The 24830-nt window shown below is 65.5% G+C and carries 34 protein-coding genes; 12 read left to right on the top strand and 22 right to left on the bottom strand.

Going from position 1 to position 24830, the window contains the following annotated elements; all coding sequences use genetic code 11:
- The first annotated feature begins 18 nt into the window (after positions 1-18).
- The 6 genes from ABZ801_RS01005 (at position 19) to ABZ801_RS00980 (ending at position 4223) form a co-directional block, all read left to right on the top strand.
- Complete coding sequence (locus ABZ801_RS01005) at positions 19-942, top strand: hypothetical protein (protein WP_360691007.1); 924 nt, start codon at positions 19-21, stop codon at positions 940-942.
- 70 nt (positions 943-1012) lie between these two features.
- Positions 1013-1339: a hypothetical protein gene (locus ABZ801_RS01000; RefSeq protein WP_360691004.1), complete on the top strand. Its 327-nt coding sequence runs from the start codon at positions 1013-1015 to the stop codon at positions 1337-1339.
- A 65-nt stretch (positions 1340-1404) separates the two neighbouring features.
- On the top strand, positions 1405-1590 hold the full coding sequence (locus ABZ801_RS00995) for a hypothetical protein (RefSeq protein ID WP_360691001.1): 186 nt from the start codon (positions 1405-1407) through the stop codon (positions 1588-1590).
- A complete protein-coding gene (locus ABZ801_RS00990) occupies positions 1577-2323 on the top strand; it encodes a CHAP domain-containing protein (RefSeq protein ID WP_360690998.1) in 747 nt (248 codons plus the stop codon). Before ABZ801_RS00995 ends, ABZ801_RS00990 begins: the two co-directional genes overlap by 14 nt.
- Positions 2324-2356: 33 nt before the next feature.
- Positions 2357-3844: a hypothetical protein gene (locus ABZ801_RS00985; RefSeq protein WP_360690995.1), complete on the top strand. Its 1488-nt coding sequence runs from the start codon at positions 2357-2359 to the stop codon at positions 3842-3844.
- 103 nt (positions 3845-3947) lie between these two features.
- Positions 3948-4223, top strand: coding sequence for a hypothetical protein (locus ABZ801_RS00980; RefSeq protein ID WP_360690992.1), 276 nt, complete (start codon positions 3948-3950; stop codon positions 4221-4223).
- A 105-nt stretch (positions 4224-4328) separates the two neighbouring features.
- On the opposite strand, the gene ABZ801_RS00975 is transcribed toward ABZ801_RS00980, so the two are convergent.
- The 6 genes from ABZ801_RS00975 to ABZ801_RS00950 all read right to left on the bottom strand — a co-directional run bounded on the left by ABZ801_RS00975 (position 4329) and on the right by ABZ801_RS00950 (position 7636).
- On the bottom strand, positions 4329-4871 hold the full coding sequence (locus ABZ801_RS00975; RefSeq protein ID WP_360690989.1) for a hypothetical protein: 543 nt from the start codon (positions 4869-4871) through the stop codon (positions 4329-4331).
- Positions 4872-4911: 40 nt separating this feature from the next.
- Positions 4912-5382 carry a hypothetical protein gene (locus tag ABZ801_RS00970; RefSeq protein WP_360690986.1) on the bottom strand — a complete coding sequence of 157 codons (471 nt, stop codon included), beginning with the start codon at positions 5380-5382 and terminating at the stop codon, positions 4912-4914.
- Between the two features lie 126 nt (positions 5383-5508).
- Positions 5509-6192 carry a hypothetical protein gene (locus ABZ801_RS00965; protein ID WP_360690983.1) on the bottom strand — a complete coding sequence of 228 codons (684 nt, stop codon included), beginning with the start codon at positions 6190-6192 and terminating at the stop codon, positions 5509-5511.
- 247 nt (positions 6193-6439) lie between these two features.
- On the bottom strand, positions 6440-6670 hold the full coding sequence (locus ABZ801_RS00960; protein WP_360690980.1) for a hypothetical protein: 231 nt from the start codon (positions 6668-6670) through the stop codon (positions 6440-6442).
- 328 nt (positions 6671-6998) lie between these two features.
- The gene (locus ABZ801_RS00955) at positions 6999-7208 is read right to left on the bottom strand and encodes a hypothetical protein (RefSeq protein WP_360690977.1); all 210 of its coding nucleotides are present in this window, start codon (positions 7206-7208) and stop codon (positions 6999-7001) included.
- A gap of 20 nt (positions 7209-7228) precedes the next feature.
- Positions 7229-7636 (bottom strand): hypothetical protein, encoded by a 408-nt coding sequence (locus ABZ801_RS00950; protein ID WP_360690974.1) that lies wholly within the window; start codon positions 7634-7636, stop codon positions 7229-7231.
- 144 nt (positions 7637-7780) lie between these two features.
- Between ABZ801_RS00950 and ABZ801_RS00945 the strand changes: the two genes are divergently transcribed.
- A complete protein-coding gene (locus tag ABZ801_RS00945) occupies positions 7781-8146 on the top strand; it encodes a hypothetical protein (protein WP_360690971.1) in 366 nt (121 codons plus the stop codon).
- 87 nt (positions 8147-8233) lie between these two features.
- Here ABZ801_RS00945 and ABZ801_RS00940 read toward each other — a convergent pair whose 3' ends face one another.
- Entirely contained in the window at positions 8234-8572 is a 339-nt protein-coding gene (locus ABZ801_RS00940) for a hypothetical protein (protein ID WP_360690969.1), read from the bottom strand.
- A gap of 1474 nt (positions 8573-10046) precedes the next feature.
- On the opposite strand from ABZ801_RS00940, the gene ABZ801_RS00935 reads away from it, so the two are divergent.
- Positions 10047-10583, top strand: coding sequence for a hypothetical protein (locus ABZ801_RS00935; protein WP_360690966.1), 537 nt, complete (start codon positions 10047-10049; stop codon positions 10581-10583).
- A 23-nt stretch (positions 10584-10606) separates the two neighbouring features.
- Here the strand turns inward: ABZ801_RS00935 and ABZ801_RS00930 are convergent, their stop codons facing one another.
- From ABZ801_RS00930 to ABZ801_RS00885, 10 genes are all read right to left on the bottom strand, one after another.
- A complete protein-coding gene (locus ABZ801_RS00930) occupies positions 10607-12151 on the bottom strand; it encodes a tetratricopeptide repeat protein (RefSeq protein ID WP_360690963.1) in 1545 nt (514 codons plus the stop codon).
- 228 nt (positions 12152-12379) lie between these two features.
- Positions 12380-12592 carry a hypothetical protein gene (locus ABZ801_RS00925; protein WP_360690960.1) on the bottom strand — a complete coding sequence of 71 codons (213 nt, stop codon included), beginning with the start codon at positions 12590-12592 and terminating at the stop codon, positions 12380-12382.
- 4 nt (positions 12593-12596) lie between these two features.
- Positions 12597-13403 (bottom strand): endonuclease/exonuclease/phosphatase family protein, encoded by an 807-nt coding sequence (locus ABZ801_RS00920; protein ID WP_360690957.1) that lies wholly within the window; start codon positions 13401-13403, stop codon positions 12597-12599.
- Entirely contained in the window at positions 13400-13945 is a 546-nt protein-coding gene (locus ABZ801_RS00915) for an HAD family hydrolase (protein ID WP_360690954.1), read from the bottom strand. Before ABZ801_RS00915 ends, ABZ801_RS00920 begins: the two co-directional genes overlap by 4 nt.
- Positions 13946-13947: 2 nt before the next feature.
- Positions 13948-14142, bottom strand: coding sequence for a hypothetical protein (locus ABZ801_RS00910; protein WP_360690951.1), 195 nt, complete (start codon positions 14140-14142; stop codon positions 13948-13950).
- A 374-nt stretch (positions 14143-14516) separates the two neighbouring features.
- Positions 14517-15251 carry a CPBP family intramembrane glutamic endopeptidase gene (locus tag ABZ801_RS00905; protein WP_360692665.1) on the bottom strand — a complete coding sequence of 245 codons (735 nt, stop codon included), beginning with the start codon at positions 15249-15251 and terminating at the stop codon, positions 14517-14519.
- Positions 15252-15744: 493 nt separating this feature from the next.
- Positions 15745-16536, bottom strand: coding sequence for an SAM-dependent methyltransferase (locus tag ABZ801_RS00900; protein WP_360690948.1), 792 nt, complete (start codon positions 16534-16536; stop codon positions 15745-15747).
- Positions 16533-16970, bottom strand: coding sequence for a hypothetical protein (locus ABZ801_RS00895; RefSeq protein WP_360690945.1), 438 nt, complete (start codon positions 16968-16970; stop codon positions 16533-16535). The genes ABZ801_RS00900 and ABZ801_RS00895 overlap by 4 nt, the downstream gene beginning before the upstream one ends.
- Positions 16970-17209 carry a hypothetical protein gene (locus ABZ801_RS00890; protein WP_360690942.1) on the bottom strand — a complete coding sequence of 80 codons (240 nt, stop codon included), beginning with the start codon at positions 17207-17209 and terminating at the stop codon, positions 16970-16972. Before ABZ801_RS00890 ends, ABZ801_RS00895 begins: the two co-directional genes overlap by 1 nt.
- Positions 17210-17472: 263 nt before the next feature.
- Positions 17473-18699, bottom strand: a complete 1227-nt coding sequence (locus tag ABZ801_RS00885) for a helix-turn-helix domain-containing protein (RefSeq protein ID WP_360690939.1) — start codon at positions 18697-18699, stop codon at positions 17473-17475.
- A gap of 394 nt (positions 18700-19093) precedes the next feature.
- On the opposite strand from ABZ801_RS00885, the gene ABZ801_RS00880 reads away from it, so the two are divergent.
- Positions 19094-19657: an HNH endonuclease family protein gene (locus ABZ801_RS00880; RefSeq protein WP_360690936.1), complete on the top strand. Its 564-nt coding sequence runs from the start codon at positions 19094-19096 to the stop codon at positions 19655-19657.
- Between the two features lie 171 nt (positions 19658-19828).
- On the opposite strand, the gene ABZ801_RS00875 is transcribed toward ABZ801_RS00880, so the two are convergent.
- Positions 19829-20320, bottom strand: coding sequence for an ATP-binding protein (locus tag ABZ801_RS00875; RefSeq protein ID WP_360690933.1), 492 nt, complete (start codon positions 20318-20320; stop codon positions 19829-19831).
- A gap of 122 nt (positions 20321-20442) precedes the next feature.
- Here ABZ801_RS00875 and ABZ801_RS00870 point away from each other — a divergent pair, with 122 nt between their 5' ends.
- Positions 20443-21258, top strand: coding sequence for a helix-turn-helix transcriptional regulator (locus tag ABZ801_RS00870; protein ID WP_360690931.1), 816 nt, complete (start codon positions 20443-20445; stop codon positions 21256-21258).
- On the top strand, positions 21255-21449 hold the full coding sequence (locus ABZ801_RS00865; RefSeq protein WP_360690928.1) for a DUF397 domain-containing protein: 195 nt from the start codon (positions 21255-21257) through the stop codon (positions 21447-21449). Before ABZ801_RS00870 ends, ABZ801_RS00865 begins: the two co-directional genes overlap by 4 nt.
- A gap of 204 nt (positions 21450-21653) precedes the next feature.
- On the opposite strand, the gene ABZ801_RS00860 is transcribed toward ABZ801_RS00865, so the two are convergent.
- From ABZ801_RS00860 to ABZ801_RS00850, 3 genes are all read right to left on the bottom strand, one after another.
- Positions 21654-22187 carry a hypothetical protein gene (locus ABZ801_RS00860; RefSeq protein WP_360690925.1) on the bottom strand — a complete coding sequence of 178 codons (534 nt, stop codon included), beginning with the start codon at positions 22185-22187 and terminating at the stop codon, positions 21654-21656.
- 151 nt (positions 22188-22338) lie between these two features.
- Complete coding sequence (locus ABZ801_RS00855) at positions 22339-22860, bottom strand: hypothetical protein (protein WP_360690922.1); 522 nt, start codon at positions 22858-22860, stop codon at positions 22339-22341.
- Between the two features lie 64 nt (positions 22861-22924).
- Complete coding sequence (locus ABZ801_RS00850) at positions 22925-23251, bottom strand: hypothetical protein (RefSeq protein ID WP_360690919.1); 327 nt, start codon at positions 23249-23251, stop codon at positions 22925-22927.
- Between the two features lie 203 nt (positions 23252-23454).
- Between ABZ801_RS00850 and ABZ801_RS00845 the strand changes: the two genes are divergently transcribed.
- Positions 23455-24411, top strand: coding sequence for a hypothetical protein (locus tag ABZ801_RS00845; RefSeq protein WP_360690916.1), 957 nt, complete (start codon positions 23455-23457; stop codon positions 24409-24411).
- Here ABZ801_RS00845 and ABZ801_RS00840 read toward each other — a convergent pair.
- Complete coding sequence (locus tag ABZ801_RS00840) at positions 24408-24764, bottom strand: STAS domain-containing protein (RefSeq protein ID WP_360690913.1); 357 nt, start codon at positions 24762-24764, stop codon at positions 24408-24410. The genes ABZ801_RS00845 and ABZ801_RS00840 overlap by 4 nt on opposite strands.
- Positions 24765-24830 lie beyond the last annotated feature (66 nt).

Raw genomic sequence — 24830 nt, 5'->3', positions numbered from 1 at the left:
GTCATCACGGAGTCGCTGGTGCCCGACAACGCCTATCCCATGCCCGGCCAGACGACTATGAGCACGCTGGCCGAATGGGAGTCCTACTTCACTGCCGTCACGGCCACTGGTGTCGTGGCCGGCCTCGACCCCGGGCTGAACTCCCAAGCCCGCACGGCCACCGTCCAAGTTGGTGGCGCCATGATCCGGGGAATCTACAAGCCGGTCACGGCCGTGACCTCGGTGACGATCCCCGCCCCGGCAACGCAAAACCGCGTGGACCGGTTGGTGCTCAGGCTGGATCGTGACTCCACCAAGCCCGAGGACTTCGTCAAGTTCGTGGTGGTCACCGGGACACCCGCGGCAAACCCGCTTCCCCCGGCGATTCAGCAGGCCACCGGCAGCCGCGGCATGTACGACCTGCCTATCGCACGCTGGATCAGCCAATCCTCTGGTGCCCTGACCGGCTTGCTCGACGAGCGGGTCTTCCTCGGAACCGCGCCCGCCGTCTACAACTCGCAGGCACGGCCCACACCCAACCGCCCCACACTCGGTATCGAAACCGACACCGGCAGGGTCACCCACTGGAACGGAACCACCTGGCGAGTGGTGGCCGATGACACCGGCTGGATCGACCTGCCGATCAACGGGCCGGACAGGGCCGCGTGGACGGCGAACACGATCAACCGAATCCGCAGACGTAACGGAGTCGTGCACATGCGGTTCTCGGTGCGCCGTTGGACGCGCAGCGGGGTGTCCACCAGCGACGAGGACGGCTCCGCGCCTCTGGTTGTGCCTGTGGGATTCCGACCCGGATGGGATCACTTCGGGTTCGGCTATCACTCCCGCTCCCCAGTCGCGGTGCGAGTCGAAGCCGGAGGCGCGGTGCGCCTGTACCCGCTGACATCCGATCTTCCAGCAGGTCGCACGGTATCCGGCAGCGCGACCTGGATTGTCGACTGACAGTGACGCCGTGCGAGGACGCTGCCGCTGGCCCTGCCAAGCGGTCTCATCACCCACTGAGAGAAGCGCCGTGACACTGCCTGAACCAACCCTTGCAGAGGTCGCCCGCACCCTCAGCCGCATCGAGGCCGAGCTCGGCCGGCGCCTGGACGACATCGCGGGCCGACTCGACCGCTACATCTCGATCGAGGTCTACGAAGCCCACCGCGCCGCCACCGGAGCGCGCCTGGACGACCTGTCCAATCAGATCGGCGAGCTGCACCAACAGCGCCGAGCCGACGACGAGCGCCGTGCCGCAGACCGGCGGGTCCTCACGGGCGCCGCCATCGCCGCCGCCCTCTCCCTGGTCGTGTCCCTCCTCGGCGCCGTGATCACCGCCGCCCTCGGCCTCAAGTAGTCCACGCCCACCGCCACCCCGTGCTGGGCACGGGGCGACACCCCCTGCCTCAACGAAGGAGATCCATGACCGGCAATCCCGCCGAACCGATCCCGCCCGCACCGTTCGCCCGTGCCGACGTGCACCCCGATGACGGCCCCCAGGACGTTCCGCAGGACCCCAGCTCGGTCGTCGAGGACCAGGCCACCGACGCGGAGAGCGAGGAGGCCACCGACGCGGAGAGCGAGGAGGCCGCCGATGCCGACCGCTGACGACCTGCTGCGGGTAGCACGATCCCAGCTCGGCACCGCCGAGCGCTCCGACGGCTGGACCAAGTACGGCGCGGCCTACGAAACCCGCAAGAAGGTCCGCGGCTACGCCCGTGCCGCCTGGTGCGACATGTTCGTCGGCTGGTGCGCCGACCAGATCGATGCCCTCGCCATCGTCGGTGACTTCGCCTACACGCCCAGCCACGCCACCTGGTTCCGCAACCACGACCGATGGGGCTCCAAGCCACGCAAGGGCGCCATCGTGTTCTTCGACTGGGCCGGTTCCCGCAACATCCCGGCCATCGACCACGTCGGCATCGTCGAAGCCGTCCGTAGCGACGGATCGATCGTCACCATCGAAGGCAACACCGCCAACGCCGTCCGCCGCCGCGTGCGCCGCTCCGGGATCGCCGGCTACGGCTACCCCGCCTACAGCAGCGGAAGCGGAAAGCCTTCGGCTGGCAAGCCTTCGCCGAGTAAGCCCGGTACCTCCGTGCCTGCCTGGCCCGGCCGGTACCTGAAGTACACGCCCGGCAAGCCGATGATGCGCGGCAACGACGTGAAGACCTGGCAACAGCGCATGCGCACCCGCGGCTGGTCTATCGACGTCGACGGCATCTACGGGCCGCGCTCGGCCGAAGTCTGCCGCGCCTTCCAGTCGGAAAAGCGACTGGTTCGCGACGGCATCGTCGGGCCCGCGACCTGGCGTGCGGCCTGGACCGCTCCGGTCACCTGACCTCTGCCCACCAGCCGGTGAAAGGAGGTATGCGTGCGGTATTGGTTCGGCGGCACTCCGGCTGACTGGACCTTCAGCGTTGCGCCCGGCTCGGATACGCCACTGCTTACCGGCGGGGTGATCGTCACGTTCTGGACTGACCAGGTCGGTGGCGTTCAGCACACGGATCTGCTGGACGACAGCGGCCAACCGATCACCTCCGTCATCTCCGGAGACGGGCTTACCGCGCCCAAGGGCACCATTCCCCGCTTCCAAGGCCCACCGGACGTGACCGGAATGTGGGCCGACGCCGGAGCCGGCGAGCGGTTCTGGATGCCCGCGACCAACTTCGGTGACGCTCTGGACGCCCACCTGGGCGCGGATGACCCCCACGGAACTCTGGCCGCCGCACGTGCCTACACCGACGACGCCATCGCCCGGTTGCCGCCGCCCGGCGGCGGCACCGGCGTCCCCGGTGTCGTGGCCTTGGAATCCTTCTCCGGAGCGACCTGGGACGACAAGTTCTCCGCCGCCCTGTCCTACGCGGCAGCGCAGACTTATCGGCCAGTCATCGCGCTCCCCAACGGGGGCATCGAACTGTCCCGCGGTCCTTACACCCTCTTCGACGGGCTCAGGCTCACGGGTCCTCTCGGTGCCCCCGAACGGGAGTTCGCCACCCGCGGGCCCCAGTGCGTGGTCACGGTCTCCAAAGCACCGCTGTTCGCAATGCCGACCAGTGTCCGCAGCATCTCGATGCAGAACATCCAGTACCGCGCCTCCGGGTCGGTGGATTGGATGGTGAGGGAAACAGACTTCGCCAACGGCCCCATCATGAGCGACGCGGTCTTCTACGACGTGGGTTGGGTCGGGTTCTCCTCCATCATGCACACCCGTCATCTACGGGTCTCGATTCAGAGGATGTACGCGAACAACGGCACGGACGTGCAGTTCAAGTTGGGCGGATCCGACAACAGCTATTGGCTGGACGGCGGAAGCTACCTATCGGGCAGCTTGCCGCCAACGGCGCCCGCCTACGTGTACTTCACGTCCATGTCCCGCACTCGCGTCGGGCCTCTGTATCTCACCCCCCAATACGCGACCGGCTTCCGCATCGAAGGCGGGTTGGGCGGACTCAGCTTCGACGGGACCCTGCTCGACTGCACCGGTAGGGACGCGAACACCGCCTGTCAGGGCTCGGCGATCTACATTCACTCCGGCCAAGGCCACGTCTTCCGCAACCTGTGGTTCTTCAACACGGCGACGAACCCAGCCGCCACAGGGCGTGCTGGCGAAAGAGGCCACGTATACATCAAGGCGGCCGCCAAGGAAATCGCCTTCATCGGATGCCAGTGGTCGGGCGGTGTCAAGCAGACCACCTACACCCCCACAGGGACGCCAGCGATCTACTGCGAAGCCGGCGTCACCGACGTGCAAGTCCACGCGCCACTGGCACCCAACAGCGGAGAGAAGATCCTCCAGCAGGCCGCAGCCGGGGCACTGGCGTGCGACAACCCCAGCTGGACGATCACCACCGCGCCCTGACAGCAGCCCAATCAACACCTGAGCCCCCGGCCTACAGGCCGCGCGTGCCCGCCCGTGGCTGAGGCCGGTCACTTCACCGCAGAGACGAAAAGGATCCCCCTGCATGCCTATGTCCCTCATCCGTACCCTCGTGCCGCTCATCGTCGGCGCGCTGCTGGGTCAGGCCGCACGCGTCGGCCTGGAACTGCCTGCGGGTGCCGTGACGGAGATCGTCACAGTAGTGCTCACCTTCGCCTACTACGCGGTGGCGCGGTGGGCCGAGACCCACTGGCCCGCCGTCGGCCGCTGGCTGCTGGCGGCCGGGCTCACCGGAAAGGCACCGGTGTACGTACCCGCCGTCACGGCACAGCGCCTCACCAAGCCCGAGCCGAGAGACTGATGTCTACATGACGCCGCCCCGTCCCCTTGGCCTGCTGGCCGGGAGACGGGGCGGCCTTTCCTGTTCAGCCCCTCCTCCACCTTCCGGGCGAGCGCACCTGGCGGCTCACGAACCTGCCATGCCGGACGGCGGGATAGGGAACGGGCCCTGCGGTCGAGTGTTGAGGAAGGCGGAGAACATCCTGCGGATCAGGGCCTCTTCCTCCCTGCGTTGATGCCTGTTGGCCCCCCGGAGTGAGAAGCTGCACTTCCTCCACCGGTCCAACAACATGTGGAGATTGCCCGCACGGACGATCGCCGAGCAGGTGTTACAAGCAGCCCAGGGACTGGACCCGAAGTCGTGCACCTGCCCGCCCCCGTCCATGGCCCGGAGGAGCCGCGCCTTGCCGCCGGTGAGCCACAAGAACCGCGGGCCCGGAGATGAACAGAAGTCGCAAATCATCGCGATTTCGCTGTCCACGTTCGCTACGCCGGGCTCGGGCTCGTGATCCCACGGCTCTGGGCGGGGTGGATGAAGGTAGCGCACCTCAAGGAGGTCGCCGCGCGGGGTGGCGCTGCGCCGGAGAGAGGCGACGCTGTCGTACTCCTCAAAGGTCTTCAGCGGTGTCCGGCACCGCACGCAGATCATCAGGGGGGTGTACGCCTGCATCAGTGAACGACCTCCCTTGTTGTGAGTCGGTGAGACATGGTCAGTCCCACCACAGCCGCACCCGAGTGGGATGGCAGCCTGGATGGTCGACCATCCAGGACTCTCCGAGGTGGCCGACACAGCTCTGCTGTACTGTCCGCTCGTCGGCCCCCGCGCGCTTGCCCGCGTCGAGGACGCGCTGGGTCAGTTCGCTGCGCTCCTCGTTGGGGATCTTGATGGCCTTGGCGTTGTCGCCGCCGTTGCGGTGCTGCTGAGTGCCGGGGATGTGCACGTACATCACGAAGGACGACTCGCGGCCCAGTTCGACTGCGCCGATGTCATCCCACAGCTGCTGAAACTCCTCCACGAGGCCGGGCCTGTGGATCTCCGGAATGGTCAGAGCCTCCTTGAAGGTGTCGAACTGCCGCACCTTGACCAGGAAGTTCAGGGTGTCGACATGGCCGGAGAACCCCAGGCGCAGGAAGTCAATGGTGTCCTTGGCTGCACGCGCCGACATGCGCTTGCTGGGCACAGGACCCCCTTTCTCTGGTTGTTGTGCTGACATTGATTACTATATGAGGCAGTCCATGGTTTGTCAATGTCATGGACAAGGAATGTCGTGTCGGGTCTGGCCGTGGGGTTACTGGAGCCAGGGGAATCAGAACAGTGAGCCCTGGCCCGCCTGACCCTCGACGGCGACCTGGTACGCCTCGATCGCGGCACGCGGGACCCGGCCATGACGGATGGGCCATCCCCGCTCGCGGGCCCAGTCCCTAATCCGATCGCTCCGAGCACGCGCGGCCCGGTAGGCCCGATCACGCTCGGCGGCGCGCTGCTGCTCGGCAGCGAACTGGCGCTCCCTGCGGGCGCGAAGGTCACGCAGACGCGCCTGGTGCACAATCTCGACGCGGTAGGCGCGAAAGGCCGGCGGTGGCAGCTCGTCCATCGTGGTTTCCGGCGGGACGAGGCCGAGCCGGACGACGAACGCCAGGACCTGCTCGGGGTCAGGCTCGGAATGGCACTCGCACGTGCACACCCACCGGCAGGTGTGGTCGGCGTACCAGATCTGCGCCTCGGCCGTGCGCTGCGGGCCGACAGCCGTGGGCGTGGGGTGAGCGAATGGCTCAGGGAAGCACGCGGCTTGCTCGCCACCAGGCCGCAGGATGACCCCGATTGGCCGGGCTAAGGGTTCCCTGCGGGTGCACTGCTCGCCGTGCGGGCACCGTGCCTGGTATTCGCACGGGCACTCCCCCAGATATCCGGGCACCTCAGCGTGCGCCCTGCGCATGGCGCTGGTCCAGACCTGCTCGCGCACCCACGCAGCCTCGGTCTCGGACATCATCGTTGCGGTTGCCACCGTCTCTCCGGGTGTGATGCGGCGCCCCTTTCTGCGGTGATTGCTTCAAGGGGTGATGGACCGGAACGGTGGCGATAGCCGCAGCCTCGCAGGCAATCCCAGTAACCGCTTTCGTGCCTGTTGGTCCTCCGACCTCCGAACTTGTGGTGGCCGCTGGCGCAGGCGGCCATGTCCTCCCGGGCGCGACGCGCCCAGTAAGCCTGGTCGCTCTCGGGCCTCCATCGCCGTGGCATCAGGTCTCGTCCTCGTCTCGCCGCTCGATCATCCCCAGGGCGTCATATCTGGCACGCATTACCCGGTTCTGACGGATGTTCCACAGGACGATCGTGATTACGAGCACGGTGAAGATGACCCAGGCGATCAAGGTTGCTTGCGCCTGTCGGTCCAGCCCAAGCCCATACAAGATGGCGGACTGGGCCAGGAGGTAGAGTTCGGCGCCGACGACTGCCCGTGGTGGACCCACGGGAGGCAGGATGTAGAACGCCCTGATGGCGGACTCGTCTTGCCCGTTATCGAGAGGGACGCGGTTCGGTTCCGTGCCACTATCGCGGCCATTCGTAGCCATAAAGAGTCGCCTTCTTTGAACGAGGGTGTTGAGCGGCGGGCACTGGTCGAGCACTCCCCACGTAGCTGAACGCCTATCAGGGGAGAGGCAGGCCGTAGCCTCGGCCGTTGCTGTCGAGGTCGAGTTCGCGCGAAATGGCCGGGCCGAGGGAGCGTCACTCGCCATCTCTCGGCCCGGCCAAGCGGAGCCCATCAGCAAGGGGGAGTGATGGTGTGGGCTCCGCAGCTCACTGGGGGATCGGCATGGATGCCATGATCGTGCGGATCGCGGCGTAGTGCCGTTTGATCTCCTTGTAGACCAGATGAGCAGCGCGTTCGGCGGCGAGTTCCGGCATTATGCTCGCCTGTGGACTTTCGGGATCTCCGAGGGCTCGCGTCAAGTCCCTGAACTCCTCGGCGCGGGCGAGGAGGTTCTCGGTGTTACGGAAGACGTCCATCCAGCTTTCGGTGGGCGCCATCACTCGGCCTCGCCGTCGGTCCGGGTGCGGCGGATCCGGTAGTTGGAACCGAATGCGCGGGTCTGGTGACGCCTTCTGATCTGCGCAGCGGCACGCTTCCACTGCGCCCGGGTAGGGGGCCAGTCGGTGTTCTCGGCCTGCGTGTCGAAGTGGCCTCCGAGCCATTCGGCGGCGCCTTCGGGCGAGCTGTGTCCGGACGAAAGCACCTGAACCCGATGCGAGTTCTCGCGGATCGCCTCCCAGTTGCCGTTACCGGCGCTGGGGTGTTCGGTTCCATGCGACCTGTCGCCGATGTGTTCCTTCAGGTCTTTGGGTGCCATGTGTTGTGTCTTCCTTCCGGCGGTGCCGTCCGGCAGTGAAGCCCACAGAAGTGCGCCTGTGCCGATATCGGCTTGTTGTGCTGACATGGCTAAGTCTAGACAACCACCCATGCTGTGTCAACTAGTCGGACAAGGACTACTAGGGATGTGTCTTTGTCTTCATGGTTGACAGTCTCTGGGTGGGCTGCATATAAATAGCTATGTCAGCACAACAAGCCGAGAGGGAAGTGTATGGAGAGGGCCGCGCTCATCTTGAGTGCCACAGGCGCAATCGCCGAACTCGATCTCCGGTTGGAGGATGCTGATGTCACCAGCAAGGTCCTCGCTGACGCGATCGGCTGTCAACAGCTGGACGTTGTCCGACTGACCACCCGGTGGGACATGTGGGTGGACCTCGACGGGCGTGATCGCGCACCCATCAACCACGCCGCCGTTCATCTCGCTCACCGCTACGGTTACAGCTGGCGGCCGTATTGGGGCACGGTCGTCTTCGCCACAACTGATCAGAACGGCAACCCGATGGGGCTGGCGCCGGATCAGCTCAACGCTCTGCGGCGCCAACTCGCCGTCTACGCTGGCGGCTCGCCACGCTCTTGACCGGTCGCCCTTGATGGGCCCTCTGGATCGTTGCTCGCGGTGTTCGATTCGTCGGAGATCTTCTTTCGTCCAGGGAGACGCTAGTCGCTAGCCAAGGATCGTGACGGTAGGTACCCATGGTCCGGGGTCGGTACCATCTGCCCAGTCAGAGGCCCAACCCTTGCGCCATGCGATGAACTTTCCCGACTCTATTTCAAGTGGCGTCTCTAGAAGACCCGCGGCATGCACGTCCCTGATGAGCTTCGCGTACTCAATATCCAGACACAGGCCGGCAAGGCGCCTTCCGTCCACGGTGCAGTAAAGCAACGCAAAGTCGCCATCGGTCAAATCGCCAAGATTGGCGATTCGTACCGCATCCGACATGCCGTCACCTAGCTCCCGCCTGGTCACCAGCTCGACGCGATCCACTACCAAGGAATCAATCACGCTGACGATTTTAGGTCTCCGCCTGTTTAATGCCTACTGGCCTCGAAGTAAGGGAGGGCTGCGCATGACCCCCCGGGAGACGGGGCTCGCCAGGTGCATGGGCCCGCAGGCGCAGAGCCACGTCGCTCTTGCTTGATGTGGCGCCACTTTGGGAGGCGCAGTCGTCAGGCTGGCCGCCGATGAGGTCTAGGCGGGGCACCGGCCAGGATACTCGGGGGCTCTGCGGTTCATCGGGGCCGGCGCCTCTCCTGAGCTACCATGGTGACGCCGGACCAGGGGCTCTCGGTTTGTTGTGCTGACACTCAACAGCGGCCGTGCCATGTGGCGTTGGTCAGTCCCTGGTCCGGCTTCCGCTTCGTGAGGTCGGTGCGACTGTGCAGCTGGTTGCCCCCTCGGGCGACTTCTTCCGCCCGCCACCCGCACCCTGGCCTGCTCGGCGCTTGTCCCAGGCCCTCCAGTCGGCTTCGCGCTGGGGCAGCCATCCGGCGACCCTTCCGATCAGAGCGTCGGGCTCGGGGCAAGGGTTGTCGGTTCCGGCATAGCGGGAACGCCACCGGGCCACCGTGGCCCCTGGAACGCCGAACCACGCGCCCACGTCATCGGTCCCCTTGTACTCCGTGGTGGAGATCCTCTCTTCTTCCGGGCGTGCCTCATCCCTGCCGCGACGTTCGTCCCACGCCTTCCAGTCGGCTGAGCGTTCGGGCAGCCACCCTGCGGTTCTCCCGATCAACGCATCCGGTTCGGGGCAGGGGTTGTCAGTGCCCGAGTAACGCCTCCGCCACTGGGAGACCGTGGCCTTGGGCACGTTGAACCAACTGGCGACTTCATCGGTACCGAGATAGGTCGTCGGCATGGGGCTCCTCCAGGTGTCGCGATGGTGCAACTCTCCATCGTGCCGCGTGCTCAAGGCGCTGACTCCCTCCTTGTAGGGGGTTCGTGGCCGTAACTCGCGCAACTCTTGATGAGGAGGCCGCGGCGGGAGCGCGCTGTTCGCGGACGAGACCTGCGTCGAGGGCTGATGGCGTCGCTCCAGGGGTCTTCTCGACGCCCATGGCTTGCCGAGTATCGCCTGCCCTCGTCGCGGCCACTCCATGAACGCAACCCTATACGAAGGTCTATGGTTTATCGAATCATCGACCAAAGGGTCAGTAAAGGTGACCAGGCGTACACCATTTTTCTATAGTAGGGACAAACACTTGCCAATAGTCTAGGATTGGGCGTTAAGGTGGCTGGCAAGAAGGACGTCAAGCAGCTCATCAAAGACCTCGAGAGTCAGGGCTTCGGCGTCAAGCTCGGAGGTCGAGGACACTGGAAGATCTACACCCCAGATGGAAAGCTCTTGACTACCCTGCCTGCCACTCTCGGTGAGGGACGAGGGTTCCTCACCGGAATCGCCACACTGAAACGGGCAGGGTTCAAAGCCCGATAGAAAGCAGCGTTTAGCACTCAGCTGAGCAACCCGACGTTGGCCAACATGAACACCACTTGGAACATTCGGATAGATGTCTCGCTGGAATACACCGAGCGAATCGATCTCGACCTACGAGCCCGTCTCGCCGACTACGAGGCTGTGATCGCCGCAGCCTATGTCGCGGGCAAACCCGCCCCTGACCGGACCTCTATCCAGCTCACCCTCAGCGCTCCCACCATCACCGACGCCCAGGCCGCCGCAACGTCAGCGGTAACGACCGCGCTCGCCGAGGTAGGACAACCAGCCGAGCTGGTGCGCATGGACACCATGCCCGACGAGGACTTCACCACTGAGATCGACGACACAGCGCTCAGCCTCGCCGGAACCCGCGAGATCAGCGAGATGCTCAACGTCGGGAAGGCGCGCACAGCTCAACTCATCGAGCGACCGGACTTTCCCCGCCCCCTCGCCTACCTCTCAGCGGGAAGGATCTGGAACCTCAACGAGGTCAGGGCCTGGGCCGAGACGTGGGATCGCAGACCCGGACGGCCCCGTGCGCGATTCCGCGGGCCTCGCGTAGGCGAGGATGAGTCCAGCTGAAACTGCATTGGCGCCGGGCCTCGTCATTCTGGTGGATCAGTAGGACGCTTCGGCGCAGCGGGGGCGGAGACAAGCTCGTCGAGTCGCGCCTTGACCTCATCCGCTTGAGGTGCTGAGAGAGCGGTGTAGATCGTATGCGCGTCCTCCAAGTAGGCGCGCTCGGCTGCGGGATCGTGGGCGTGCGCCGCCACGGCGGCCAGGGCACGCAGAATGTTGGCTTCCTCGTGCCGGGCGCCGGCCTGCCGGGCGGTGCTGAGGGCATCGTGAAGCGCCGTGGCCGCGTCGGCGCCACGGCCCGCCAGCAGCATGGCGCGTCCCAGACAGGCGAGGGAGCGAGCCTGGTGGTAGGGCTCGTCCACGTGTGTGAAGTAGTCCAACGCCTGGGTGAGGTTGTCGATCGCTTCGTCGTAGCGGCCCAGGTCCGCCATGACTTCGCCGATGTGGCGGCGCATCAGCGCGGCGCCGCGCTGGTGATCTAGCCTGACGTTCAGGTCTCGGGCTCGCGTAAACAGGTCTAGGGCGCGAGGGAGGTTGCCGGTGGCGTGCTCGACCAGCCCTAGCCCTTCGAGGCAGGTTGCCTCCCCGATCGGATGGTTGGCCTGATCCTCCAGGAGCATCGCGATCCCGAAGCGCTGCCGGGCAGCGGAGAAGTCCTGGACATTCAAGTAGGCCATCCCCAGGCCCTCCAGCATGCGGGCCTGTGCCGCCAGGTTGGCCTCGCGCTTGGCTGCGGCAAGACCGAGTTCGTGGGCCGCGATCCACTGCTGGTAGTGCTTGCGGTGCAGGAACAGGGCCCACATCGCCTCGATGATCTGCCAGGTCAGGTTGTGCCTTTCCAGGCGGTGTGCCTGCTGGGCGATGGCCATGAGGGTGGGTTGTTCGCGCTCCAGCCAGGTCAGGGCCGTTTCCCGGACGGGGAACTCCCAGCTGCGGGGTTCGGCGTAGGCGGCGCCGAGGCGCCAGCGGCCTGGCAGGAGCCGCAGGTCGGCCGCCGCAGCGGTGCGCAGATACCACTCGGCCATGCGCAGGAACACCGAGGTTCGCTCGGCCGCTGTGTGCTCCTCCTCGGACTTGGCTCTGGCGTGGAGTCGCGCCAGATCGTGGAAGCGATACCGTCCGGGTAGCTCTTGTTCCAGCAGGTGGGCGTCGACCAGGGAGTCGAGCAGTTCTTCGGCGTGGTCCTGCTCGTCATCCAGCAGCGCGGCGGCGGCCTCGACGTCGAAGCTGAGGCCGGGGTGGATGCCGAGCAGGCGGTAGGCGCGAGCTTGGTCGGCGGGCAGGGCCTCGTAGGAAGCATTGAGAGCCGCAGTCACGGAATGGTCTCCCTTCCCAGCGTGCAGCCGGGAGAGGCTGCACGTCTGGTCGTCGAGTTCATTCATCGCTTGGGCGATGGAAACGTCAGAATTCCTTGGGACTGAGCAGACGGCCTTGGCAAGCAGATCCGAAATGGTCGGCAAGGCCGCGTTGAATGCAGCGGATGACCTTGACGTGGTTCTGGACGTGACGATCACCATGGTGGCGGTCGCTAGGCCCCATGCGAGCAGGCTGATACCAATCACGCCGAGCACGATGTGATCCGCTCTACTAGACGAGTCGACGGTGAATTGGCCGGGTGTTCAGACGTGTTGGTCCAGAGGGCAACGTCAGGCAACCCGGCTTAGGTGACCACCGAGCGCAGGCCAGGTCTTTGGGGCCACCAGACACCTCTCTGACCTTGGTTCCCGCAGCGCGGTGTCGGCCATGGGCCGGGAATACGGAGGCAGCGTGCGGGTGACTTTGACGCTCGGTGGTCACGTTCAAGACTCCGGGTCCGATGCCTCCGGAGAGGTCTCTGTTTGTTCCAGCGCTTCCAGGTTCTTTTCGGCGTCGGCGTGCACCAGCTTGCGCACGCCAGGCATCACGCCGCGTTTGCGCATGGCCTCTTCGTATGCTCCATGTACGACCTGAATCGCGAGGTTCATCACCGCGCGGCGGGCCTGTTCAGGACCCCACTCGGGCGAGACTCCCACGGCGCTACTCCTTCTCACCCCAGCGGCGCGGGGCTTGGTCGAGTGCGATCCTCACCAGCACGGGCTTGTGGTCGGATCCGCCGATCTGCAGCACTTCGTGGTGGTCGAAGCACTGTTCCGGTAGATCGGTGTGGAAACGATCGATGCGGACCTTGAGACGATCGGCCCTGTCGTGGCCGACGGTAGGTGTGCTATCCCCCAGACGTCCGCCGACGTCGATCAGTCCGTTTCTCCGGAGCGTGGCTGCCGGGCTGGTGTCGGTCTTCTGTCGATAATGGCCCGGATCTATGCCTTCGGGATCTGGCTTGGGGTCGTTGTCTCCCATGGCGTTGAAGTCCCCAAACACAATGACGTAGCGACGCCTGCCGAGTCTCAGCTTCAACAGCTCGGCCTCGATGACACGCTGTTTGGGAGACGAGGGTGCGAAGTGTACGTTCACCAGGTCGATGGTGTGGCCATCGATGATGCAACGTAGCCCGGCCTCTACGTGGAATCGAAGATTGTGCACGTCATGCCGCTCGATGACTTCGATGCGCGGCTCTCGAATGAACGTTGCAAGGTGACAGCCGTAGTACTGGGATTCCACCAGAAACCCGCGCATGCCGAGCGCGTGTTCCGCGGCGTGCAGCTGCTCATAGGTCACATGTCCGTCGTGGTCCCGCTCCCAGTACTTTGCTTCCTGGATGCCGACCACATCCGGCTGATATTTGCCCAAGTGCGCCAGGTCGGCAAGTTCGCGTTCCCGTTCCTTGGGGGAGCCTTTGAGGTTGTAGGTGATGAGTGTCAGCGGTTCTTTCTGGAGAGGTTTCATGCGTCCCTCCTTCGAGGCATTCCCATGAGGTAGGGGAGTTCGATGATGCTGTTGATGTAGGTTGCCCCGGAAGGAATTCCCCTGCGGGGCTGTGGTCCCACCAGGACAGCGCGCATGCCCAGAGAGACCGCCGGGAGCACGTCATTGCGTAGATTGTTTCCCACAACCAGATAGCTGGCGGGGGAATCGCATCGAGCGACTTTTAGGGCACGTTCGAAGAACGCTGGATCCGGCTTGCTCACATTGAGCTCGTGGCTCTGGAGGACGCCTTCCGCGATGAACCGATGTGCTACCCCTGCGGCGGCTAGCGCCCGATTGCGGTCCTGGCTGGGTCCCACGGTGTTGGAGAGGATCATCAAGGTCAAGTCCAGCTCTTCATCGAGCTGCTTGATGACCTCGACGGCCTCGTCGGTCAGTGCTCGCTGGGCCAGGTCACTGGATATGGGAGCCGTGCGGGAAGTCAGAGTGCCGCCCACGTCCAGACCGACGTGCGTGATCGGCCCACCGTAAGAGGCGGCGAAGAACTCGTACCTCTCGGCCATGGTCAATGTTCCTCTCGGTAGAGCAGAAGGCCGAGATCACGGATCACTCGCAGAGACGGTTTCTCGAAATCCTTCAGTGCGTCCACCAATCGCTTGACGTCATCAACATTGAAGACGAAGCGCCTGTCGACGACCTCGTACCGAATCGCGCCGGCATGCGCCCAGTCCCGGACAGTGTCGGACCGAACGCGCAGCATGTGAGCAGCATTATTGATGTGAATAATGCGGCCTTCGGTGTACCAGTTGCTCCGAGATCCGGGCGAAGTCTTGTCCTTCGAGGTTGGAACCCTCCGGCCCCGCATCGACGGCGATGAGGAAACCCGAACTGGCCGTGCGCCAGCGGGGCCGGAGGGAGCCTTAGACGGCGTTGGGTGCGTCGCAGAGGAGGATGGATCGCCTGGCGTCTGATCGGCCCTTTGCTCCGTTCCGGAGAGCCAAACGTCGTAGGGCAACCACCTTGCCATTGGTCCCTTCCTGCTCGTTAACTCAGCTAGGCCGTCGAACGGGGTCGTGAACCATGCCGTCAGACCCTCATGTCGTGTTGGGAAAGCCCTGGTGCTCAGGGCGCCGGCTACGCCGGCTGTTCACCACTGGCGTGTTCGGGGACCGCGCGGCGCGACTTGGTGAGGAGAAAGGCGCAGGCGGCCAGCATCACCGCGAGCAAGGCCCCTCCGAGGAGGCCGTCCTGCGCCATGATGGCCGGGGCGTTCAGGACGCTGTGCAGTGCGATCGCAGGAACGAGGGAGCCGGTGCGCTCCACTACGACGCACAGCACCACGCCAGCCGTGATGAGCATGGGCATCGTCTTCAGGTCGTCCTGGTGAGGGAGCGCGAAGACCACAGCGCTGACCGGGGCCGCGACGGCTGGACGCCAGCGGGCACGCAATGCCTGGTAGAGCACTCCACGGCACACCAATTCCTCGGCGACGGGGGCGATACAGATCGCGAGAACGGCGAGCGTGATCAGTTGCGGCCCCTGGGCATCGCTCAACGCCCTCATCGTGTCCTGAGGGGCCGGGTGCACCAGCGCCGAGTAAGCCGTGTCGATCATCATCAGCGCCATGAACGGCCCAGCCGTCCAGCCGAACACGGCGACCGGTGACCTCAAGGACGGGACCAGAGCGAAGTCGGCTGCGCGCGGCCGCACTCGCCGGTTCTTCCACCAGCACAGGACCCAGGCGGTGAGCAGCCCGGCGACAGCGGCGCATGAAGAGTTCACCAGCACCGAGGCGACATGGTCATCGGTGCGGGGAGCGGCGCCCGCCAACGCCAGTGCCCCTGTCCCCAGGACGGCGACGGCCACCATCGAGCTCACCAGGGCGACAGGCAGAGCCACGGCGTGCCGCAGGGACCACGGTTTGATGTCCTGGCGTAGCTGTGAAGGCGTGGTTGGGCCGGTGCTCGGAGGAGTGTGCACCGCGGTGTCCGGGTGGCGTTGGGGCATCGATGGGTCTTTCTAGATTGGGGTGCGGTCATGAACGCGGGGATTTGCCGTGCGGGTCTCGGCCTCAGGCGGGGCAGGCCGTCACCGTGTGCCAGCCGATCAACCGTTGGCCAAGAGGAGTCCCTGAGCAGCGAAAGAAACGAGCGTGTGCACGAGGTCTGGGTGCGGTGGCGCAGCCCCTGCGGGCGGCGCCACCGCACCCAGCGGGGTGGCCACACGGGCGCCCGGAATGGGTGCGGGACTGTGCGGCGGTAGCAGACCCGGGGTCGTGGACACCCCCGGGCCGGGTCGTGCAGCCCCCAGCCGTGCGTGCCGCGGTTCACCAGTGGACGGGCAGGCTGTACGACGTTTGTGGTCACGTGCGCCCCACTCCGCACAGGAACGGCAGCGTCTCCGAGGGGGGCTGCTCAGAGGGGGCTTTCTCTGAGGGGCCGGGACGCCACTCGGTCAGCGACACCAGACCTGGCTCCACCAGCTCCAGCCCCTCGAAGAATGCTTCGATCTCCCGGCGTGTGCGTACCTCTGCTTTGGCGGCGCGGTATTCGTTGGCTGCCGCTTCGGTGCGCGAGGTTTTCAGCGCGTGGGAGAGCACCAGGTAGCTGCCAGGCGCCAGGCGATCGACTACCTGTCGCACGATCTTGTACGCGGTGTCCCCCGGGATGAAGTGCAGTACCGACACGATCAGAACGGCGACCGGCCGGTCGAAGTCGATCAACGCGGTCACGTCTGGGCGGTCGAGGATCGCCTGAGGATTGCGGAGGTCGGCGGCCACCATGGCGGTCTCGCCGTCGTTGGCGAGAAGAGCCCGCCCGTGGACGATGGCCATTGGGTCGTTGTCGACGTACACGCACCGAGACGACGGGTTGATGCCCTGGGCGACCTCGTGGGTGTTCTCAGCGGTGGGCAGGCCAGCGCCCAAGTCCAAGAACTGGTCGACGCCTTCCGTGGAAAGGAGCCGCACTGCTCGGATCAAAAACGAGCGGTTCTGACGGGCGATAAGCGGTAGCTCCGGCATCAGCCTTTCGAGCCGGGTTGCTTCATCGCGGTCAGCCTCGTAGTTGTCTTTGCCTCCGAGCCAGAAGTCGTAGATCCGGGCGATACTGGGCTCGGATGGGTTGATGCCGGCTGGCGCCTGCTCGGCGGTCATGATGACCCGCCGTTCAGGCGCTGCGCGATCCGCTCGGCCGCGCTCTCGGGATCGTGGACGCTGCCGACCTCGACACCGCTCATGCGGATCGCCGCGTGCGCGCAGTCGACGATCCGGTCCATGCCGCCGGGGCGCGTGAGCACCACCATGTGTTCGTAAGCGGTAGCGGGGACGCCACGCTGGCGTAGGGCGGAGGCCACTGTCTGAAGCGCGACTCGGGTGTTCAGCTCCTCCAGCTCGCCGAGTCGTGCGCGAAGGTGCTCGGCGTCCGGCGCTTCCACGGCGGTGACTCCGCCGATGTGCGGCATGCTGCGTGTGGCCCGCCACTGTCCTTCCAATGTCGGGGCGATCGACCAGGCAGAGAACCGCTTCACCAGGTCCTGCGCGGTCTCGGCTCCTGATGCGAGGCCGCGGGAGTTGTCCAAGCCGGCCATCACGCGGCCCCGCTCCCCAGCGTGCTCTCCTGAAGCGAGAGCAGAGCAGCGATGCGTCTGGCGACCTCACGCAGCTGTTCGAGGCCGCCGACCCGCCCCAGACGCTCACCGGTGTCCAGGCGCGTGTACCACCAGCGGTCGTCTTCGGAGACGGAGTCGATCTCCACGCTGGTGGTCGGGTTGGCCTCGCTGGTGACCTTGAGGATGAGCAAGCCGTCCCTGACCACGATCTCGCCCATCAGCTCGTACTCGGACCTGAGCGTCTCGTCGAGCTCTGCCAGGTGGAAACGCCGTGGGCCGAATGGACTGGCTCCACGTCCTACTGCACCGAAATCCATGAGTTCCAACCGTTGCCTGCGTCGTTGCAAGTGGCTGACGACTGACTAGATGTGTCGTCAGGCGTCAGTCAGGCTACGGCCGGATCGGGCGCTCGGAGTCGCACAAGTTGTGCGACTTGGTGTGCGGCTTTTCGGTGGACAGGTGCGGCCGGGAACGATCAGGGTTACGAGAGGATTGTGTGAAGCTTCATACGTCGGGCCATGGCACGGAGCTTCTCCGGAGGGCGCGTGTGTGCGCGGTACAGTGCCGCGGCGGTCTCCCGCGCCATCGGGTGGTTGAGGGTGTGTTGTGCGGAAAGCCTCTCGGCTTCTTCCAAGGACTCGAACGCCTGCCGGTGCTGACGCGCATTCAGTTGAGCACGGGCCAGGTCGATGTAATGGTGGGACCCGCGTTCGGGCGGTAGGTCCGGGGCCGGCTCGAACCCTTCGCTGCGCCGCAGGGCCTCATCGGGGTCATCGAGCTCGATGGCTGTGGCGACCTCGTGGATCCGGACGTTGGACGGCCCGAAGATGAGGCCGTAGTGGTTGGTGTCGCCGGTGCGTTCGGCATACTCCTGCGCCTGGGCCAGGTAGTCCCAGGCTTCGTTCTTCCGTTTGTGGTCGCGTGCCGCCATGATGGCCGACCGCAGATGCATGGATCCCGCGATCGCCAAGCCTGACTCTGTCTCGGCCAGCAGTTCGTCGAACTCGCGATGAGCCCGTCCGATGAACTTGAGCCCGACGCTGTAGGCAGAGGAGGCGAAGAAGACCTGGCAGCGCTCCTCGGCGGCGAAGGCGTTCAGTTCCGGGTTGTCGGTGATCTGCGCCGCCCACGTGGCGCGCTCCACCGCCACGGACACCAGGTCGATATAGCCCAGCCGATAAGCGACCGACTTGGCAGCGACGTAGGCGTACATCAGCAGTTCAGCAGCCTCACGCCGCGCGGTCCCTGTCGCCTCGTGGAGGATCGCTGACAGTTCCTCGATCAACCCTGGTAGGCGCTTGCCGAGTTCCAGGTAGTCGACCTTGTCGAGCAGTCGGCCGACGATGCGGATGTCGTCTTGCAGGGCCGTGAGTGGTCGCGGAGCGGCATCTAGATCCGGCGGGACGTCCCAGTAGTTCATCGCGATCCGGATCTGCGGAATCGCTGCGTGGATCCGGTCAGTCGGCTCGGTGTCGCCCCGGTAAGGCTGCCCGGTCAGTTCCGTCACGTCGATGCGCAGTGTCCTGGCCACCGCTGCCAGGAACCACGGCGTGGCCGGTTTGGCCCCGCGCTCGACCTGAGAGATCAGGCTCTTGGAGCAGGGGATGCGGTGCGCCAAGCCCTCCTGGGTCAGCCCTCGGCGCCTGCGTGCTTCAGCGACACGCGGTCCGATGCCTTCTTGCTCCAGGACCAGGATCGTCGGGGCCATGAGGCGACTTCCTTCGAGTGTCAGCCGTACTCATGACCCAGCCTAAGCGGTTGAGGCCGAGATGCGGGCGGCCACACCAAGGAGGCAGGGCCGGCCTCGGCCCTTGCAGCGCGGCACGCCAGGTGAGGAGGCTGCGTCTTCCGAGCGTTCCAAGCTTCTCTCAGGCGATAGCTCACACAAGAAGTTGCGGACGGTAATCATTGCTTGACGTTGGTGGTGTCGCTGATCAAGGAGTGTGAGCCGTGCCTGGTGTGCGTGAATGGATGGGCTGGGCAGTTAGCGGGGCCGTGGGGTGGTCGTGGCCGCCAGCCTGGTCGGCGTGACCGGGACTCAGCATGCTGCGGCTGTCGCCGCTTCCGCTGTCGGTCCTACGGCGCGCAACGCTCGCCAGGAGATGGGGCTGCGGGAGGCGATCGCGCAGTTGCCGGTGGCCGCTGAGCGCCGCGACGGCTACACCCGGGACAAGTTCCGGCACTGGGTCGACGAAGACCGCGACGGCTGCAACACCCGAAACGAGGTCTTGCTGGACGAGGCCACCTGGACGCCGGAGATCGGGCCGGGCTGCCGCCTGTCGGGCGGACGCTGGTCCTCCTACTACGACGATGTCGACGTCGACGAGGCCGCCCGGCTCGACATCGACCACATGGTCCCGCTCGCCGAAGCCTGGGACTCCGGCGCCTACACCTGGGACGCGGGCCGCCGCCAGCGCTACGCCAACGATCTGGGCGACCCGAGGGCGCTGGCCGCGGTGACCGCGCGCGCCAACCGGTCCAAGGCCGACCAGGACCCGGCCGACTGGCTTCCCCCCTACCCCCCCGCGCGGTGCCGCTATTTGGGCGAATGGGTCGCGGTCAAACACCGCTGGCGACTGTCGGCCGACCCGGCCGAAAAGGACACGCTCACCGAGCTGGGCCGTTCCTGCCGCAACGACCTGATCCTGATCATTCCCGCCCTTTGATCCATCTGCCGTAAAACGCCAGGCGGAGCAGCAGCACGGCTTCAGTCGCGTAGCCGTCCGTGTTGCCCGATCCCATCGCCACGGCATGTCCGTGGGAAGAGTCGTCGACGGAACTCATCGAGAACGTTGCCGCTGGACAGGACAAACCAGCTGGACGTAGCCGCACGACGGTCAGAGCTGGAAACTGGCCCAGACCCACTTTCCTCGTGGCGGGGTGTGCTCCACGCCTTGTGCCGAGGAGAGCTCCACGACCAGGGGGAGGCCCCAACCGCCGATCTGGTGGTTGTTGCGACCGGGGTCGAGCGCGTAAGCATCCGGGATGATGTCCTCGGGTTCCAGCTCCACGATCTGTTTCACCGTGGGTTGGTCGTTGCTGGCGTCCCAGGTGGAGAGAGTGATCATGCGGTGGTTTGGCGCATAGCTCGCCCTAAAGGTGATCATCTCTCGTGGAGCTGCTTCCATCGCGTTGGCCGTCAGTTCGTCGGCGCAAAGCCTCAGGTCGTGTGCGAGGTCGCCGTGCCGCAGAGCGGCGAGGCCCCACAGGTGAAGGCGTTGGTCCAGCATCGCCCGCACGGTCGCGGGAACGTCGGGGGCAGGGAGGGTGGTCAGCTCAAGCATTCTGTCGCTGACTCTTATGCCTTCCTGATGATCGAGCGTCTGCATGGCGACCACATCCCTCGGGGCGGATGTTTGTGTTCTATGACACAGACTGGCCTCCGAGACGTACTGTGTCACTCTTGACGGCAAGTTCGGAAAGTTCACTACCTGTCGAAGGGTCGCAACACATGGTCAGGCAGTCTCCCGATCCCACTCTCTCGATCTATCACTTCATGGCCTATTACCTGCGCTTCCTTCGGAAGAAGCGCAAGCTGACGCAGCTTCAGGTCGCCGAGATCCTGAACTGCTCCGACAGCCAAATTTCCAAGTACGAGACTGGAGAGAAGCTGCTCGATGGGGAAGACTGCGAGCGTCTGGACGGAGCGTGGGATACCGGACGACTGTTCTCGATCATGCTGTTCTTCGCCAAGCTCGGCACCGACACGAGCTGGCCGCACCGCCTGGCCAAGTACCAACGCACGGCCACGGAACACTACGTCTTCGCCGAGAACGTGATTCCTGTGCCGCTCCAGACAGAGCAGTACGCGCGGAGCCTACTGCAGGCTGGCCACGCCGCCGGCTTCCTCGACGACGTGGACGCCGCCCTGGCGAAAAGGATGGAGCTTCAAGACGTCATCCTGGACGGCCGTCCGGAGGTCTGGGTGATCATCGACGAGGTGGCCCTCCGGCCCATGGGTTCGCCGCGTCTCATGGCCGAGCAACGAGACCATCTGCTAGAGATGGGCGAGCACCCGAACGTCTCCGTCCGTGTACTTCCGCAGTCGACCACACCCCACATCGGCCTCGACGGCTCATTCCACGTCTTCACCCTGCCGGGTAACCGGCGGGCGGCCTACTCGGGCAACTCGCTCGGTTCCGGGAGGGTGATCGACGACCAGAAGGAGGCCGCTACCGTGGCGCTACGCTTCCAACGACTTGCGGCACGGTCTTTGAGTGAGGACCAGTCGCGCGACCTCCTGGCAAGGATGGGTGAGGACACATGATCGTCTGGCGTAAGAGCAGCTACAGCCAGACCAGCGGCACGACCGACTGTGTTGAGCTGGCCAACCTTGGTCCCGAGGTTGGTGTGCGAGACAGCAAAGCCCCAGAGCGCGGGCACCTCGCACTCTCGGTTGAGAGCTTCGCCGAGCTTGTCGCCCGTGCCAAGCGAGACGAGCTGAACCTGAGCAGGTAGGCACCTGCGCGAGTTCGGCCAGGGTGCTTCTTCGCTGGATGCGCTGGCGCTGTATGTCCATCGACTCAGGGCCCGCTCCCCGCTAGGAGCAGGGGGAGCGGGCCCTGGCCTGCACGCATGGCCGAGCCCGCTGATCCGGCCGGATCGCGGCCGAGCCGCCGGGCCCTGCCTGGGCGTGACGGCCGGCCGCGCCCGGCGCGTCGCTCAGCGGCCAGACTGTCCCTGTTCCGTCACGCGACCCGCGTTGGGACGGCGGCGGCACATCCAGCAGGAGTACTCACGAGGGCATACGCCGCTCGGGTCCGGCCACACGATCGACGGATCCGCGTCGTAGGTGACGCCTCCAGGGCCGAATCGCACGATCACGAACCGGACAGGCCCGTCACGGCCGTCTCGCAGGTGGTTGGGCTCGACGACATTGGCGTGAGCGCCTTCCAGGTCCTGAGGGTGCCTGACGAAGACACGATCGCCCTCCCTCAACGTCACGGCAGGATCGGCGGCGGTGTCGGCAGTGGCCTTGCGCAGCCTGTACCAGGAGGGCCGGTCGCCGAAGCGGCGGATGAGATAGGTCCGCGGGTCCGTGCGACCGCCCAGATCTAGGGCGTCGGCGCGATACAGGTCGGTGTTGTCCGGGACGGCCCCGAGCGCGCGAGCGGTGTCGAACCACTCCAGCGCCTCTTCGGGGGAGTCGAAGGAAATGATGATCTTGTGGCTTCTGAATGTGGCGGTGTTGCTCATCGGGAGCCCTTGGCTTCGTCGTGGTAGTGGTTCCTGTATGAGGCCAGGGCTGACGGTGTACCGGACATGGCCTGGCAGGGTGAAGTCACGGCGGTCATCAGCCTGGCTGGAAGGGGCGCCCCTGGTCTGTAGGGGCACCCCTCCGGGAAGGTCAGATCAGGGCGGCGACGGCGCGCCGGGCGTTGGCCTTCTCCTCGGCGAACAATTCGCGGGCCGCGTGTTCTTTGGCGGTCTCTGCGTCAGGGAACGCGCCGTGGACGACGGGATGCACGGCCGTCATGGGGGCGACCACGTAGTGCCACGTCTTCCCGTCCCGGTTGAGGCCGACATGGGCTCGCAGGCCGCGTAGTTCCGCGATCTCGTAGTCGGCTGGCCATGGCGGGACCTCGGCGAACGGCCTCCATGAGAGTGTGACCGCCGTGATGTTCTTCGCCCCGGCCTTGTGAATGAGCGTCGCGCCGTTGTCCGGGTCGACCAGGTCGTAGCGGCGACCTTCGGGCGTGTCGGTGCAGTTGTGGATCCGGTAGATCCGGCCGTCGTGCCATGGCCACCCTGGGAAGCAGCCCAGAACGAGGTCGCCCTTGGCCAGGTTGGCGTGGACCGGCTCGTCGGGGTCGGTGTAGCCCGGCAGCGGGCAGGTGTGGTCGTGGTATGTGGTGTCAGGCGGAGTCATGACTGCCCTTCGTGCTCAGGGGGGAACCGGGGCGGTGGTGCCGCCCCGGCGAGAAGGAGGCGGGTTAGGCGACCATCCGTGCCGCTGCGGTGTGGTAGCAGCGGCGGCCCTTCGTCCCGGCGGTGCAGGTGCATGAGGTGCAGGTGGTCGCGTAGATCTTGGTTCCGTCGGTGGAGACGGTGCGGAACTCACGCCGCCCGACCTGGACGATCCCGCCGTCCTCGATGAGTTCCATGGCGGCTTCGAGCTGCGCCTTGGAGTAGCACGGGCGGGGGTTGAGGAACACCGCCTTGAGTGCGCAGGGCAGGCAGCTACGGCGGCCGCGGGTGGTGCGGATGCGGAGCTTCCGGAAGCACCGGATGCAGGTTGAGGTCTGCTCGGTTTCGATCACCGGAGTCGTTCCTATCGGCTTGTTGTGCTGACAGAACCAACTATATGGACAGGCATAGAGTTTGTCAACTATCGGGACGAAGTTGGCGCAACATTGTCTGATGGATTGACAATCCCTGCCGGATTGTCTATATATATCTATGTCAGCACAGCAAGCCGAAGGTTTCCGAGCATGCAAGACCAGATACCCCGCCAACCCCACCTATGCCTCAGGTGCGGCACTGCCCGGATTGCGGCACCAGCTCAAGAACAGCGGGTGCCATGAAGGTCACAGCGGACAGTGAGCAGTTCATGGACGCCATCACCCGAGCCGCCCAGGTGCTCGACAAGCGCCCCTCGTGCCCTGCCCTGGCAGGCATGCTGCTCATCGTCGAGCGGGGCGAACTCCACATTTGGGCGGCCAATCCCGAGCACGCCGCATACGCCAACGTGCGAACCAGTACGGCAGAACCCGGGCGAGCACTGCCCGACGGACGGCTCCTTGCGCGGATCGCGCGGAACCTGCCAGGAGAAACCGTCACGCTCACCACAGACGGTCCCCACCTTAAGATCGCGTCAGGTCCTTCCCGGTGGACGCTGATCCTCATGCCGGATGAGGACTATCCAGGATGGCCCGCCGACCTGCTCGAGCGCGACGGAAACTACGCCGACCGGGTGAAACCCCAAGGCCCTGACTGGCGGGAACAGCAACTCGCCCACGGCGAGCGCTTCCAACGAGCGATGACCAAGCCGTGGAAACCATCGAACGCCCCTGCGCTGTACGAACCCAAGGCATTCGGTCCCGGCGACTGGGTGAAGGTGGTGACCGACACAGAAACCCTCGTCGGGCAGATGGCAACCGAGGATCTGGTGATCTGGTCACGCGAAGGCCGTAACCAGGTACAACGCGTGTACGCACATGGTCGGGGCGACCGCAAGACCTACTACATCTGCCAGGGCTCCGAGACATGGACGCTGCACCGCCTCAACGAACCGGCTGTCGCTCGTCAGCAACCCCCCTCGCCACGCCCGCTCAAGTACGCCAAGACCAGAAAGCGCCTCGCCATGCCCATCACCGCAGGTGATGTAGTGCACGAACTGCCGTTCTGGCGGAAGCCGAGGGGCACCGAGGCGCCTTCCCCGGAGGCCCCTGCCGCGGTCTCTGCGGAGAGGGCACCCTAACCGGGGAGCGTGTCCACAATGCGCACATGACGATCCACACCGGTCCTGGCCAGCAGCTCAGCCAGCCGGGGCGGCGGACGGAGCAGCACCAGCTGTCCGCCAGCGGCACGAGCCCGTCTGACCAGCCGCACGAACGCATTGATCCCCGAGGAGTCGCAGAAGGCTACCCGCGACACATCCAACGCAACATGCGGCGCCGCATGCAGCCCGATCAGCAAGCCGACCCGGTTAAGCAGCACCGGAGCGGTCCCCAAGTCCAGCTCCCCGCACACCTCGGCCGTCAACCAAGGCCCAGCAGCTCCAAACCCCACACTCAACTTCGAATCAGGCGACTCCTCCGGCGCCACGACCATCGGCCCCCACCTCCCTCAGTCACTGGCAGATGCCCTCCGTATGCCCAGCACCTGCGCAGCCGCACC

Source organism: Actinomadura sp. NPDC047616 (assembly GCF_040642915.1).
Classification (GTDB): domain Bacteria; phylum Actinomycetota; class Actinomycetes; order Streptosporangiales; family Streptosporangiaceae; genus Spirillospora; species Spirillospora miaoliensis.
The sequence above is the reverse complement of the archived record's forward strand: the minus strand, read 5'-3'. Positions and strand labels throughout refer to the sequence as shown.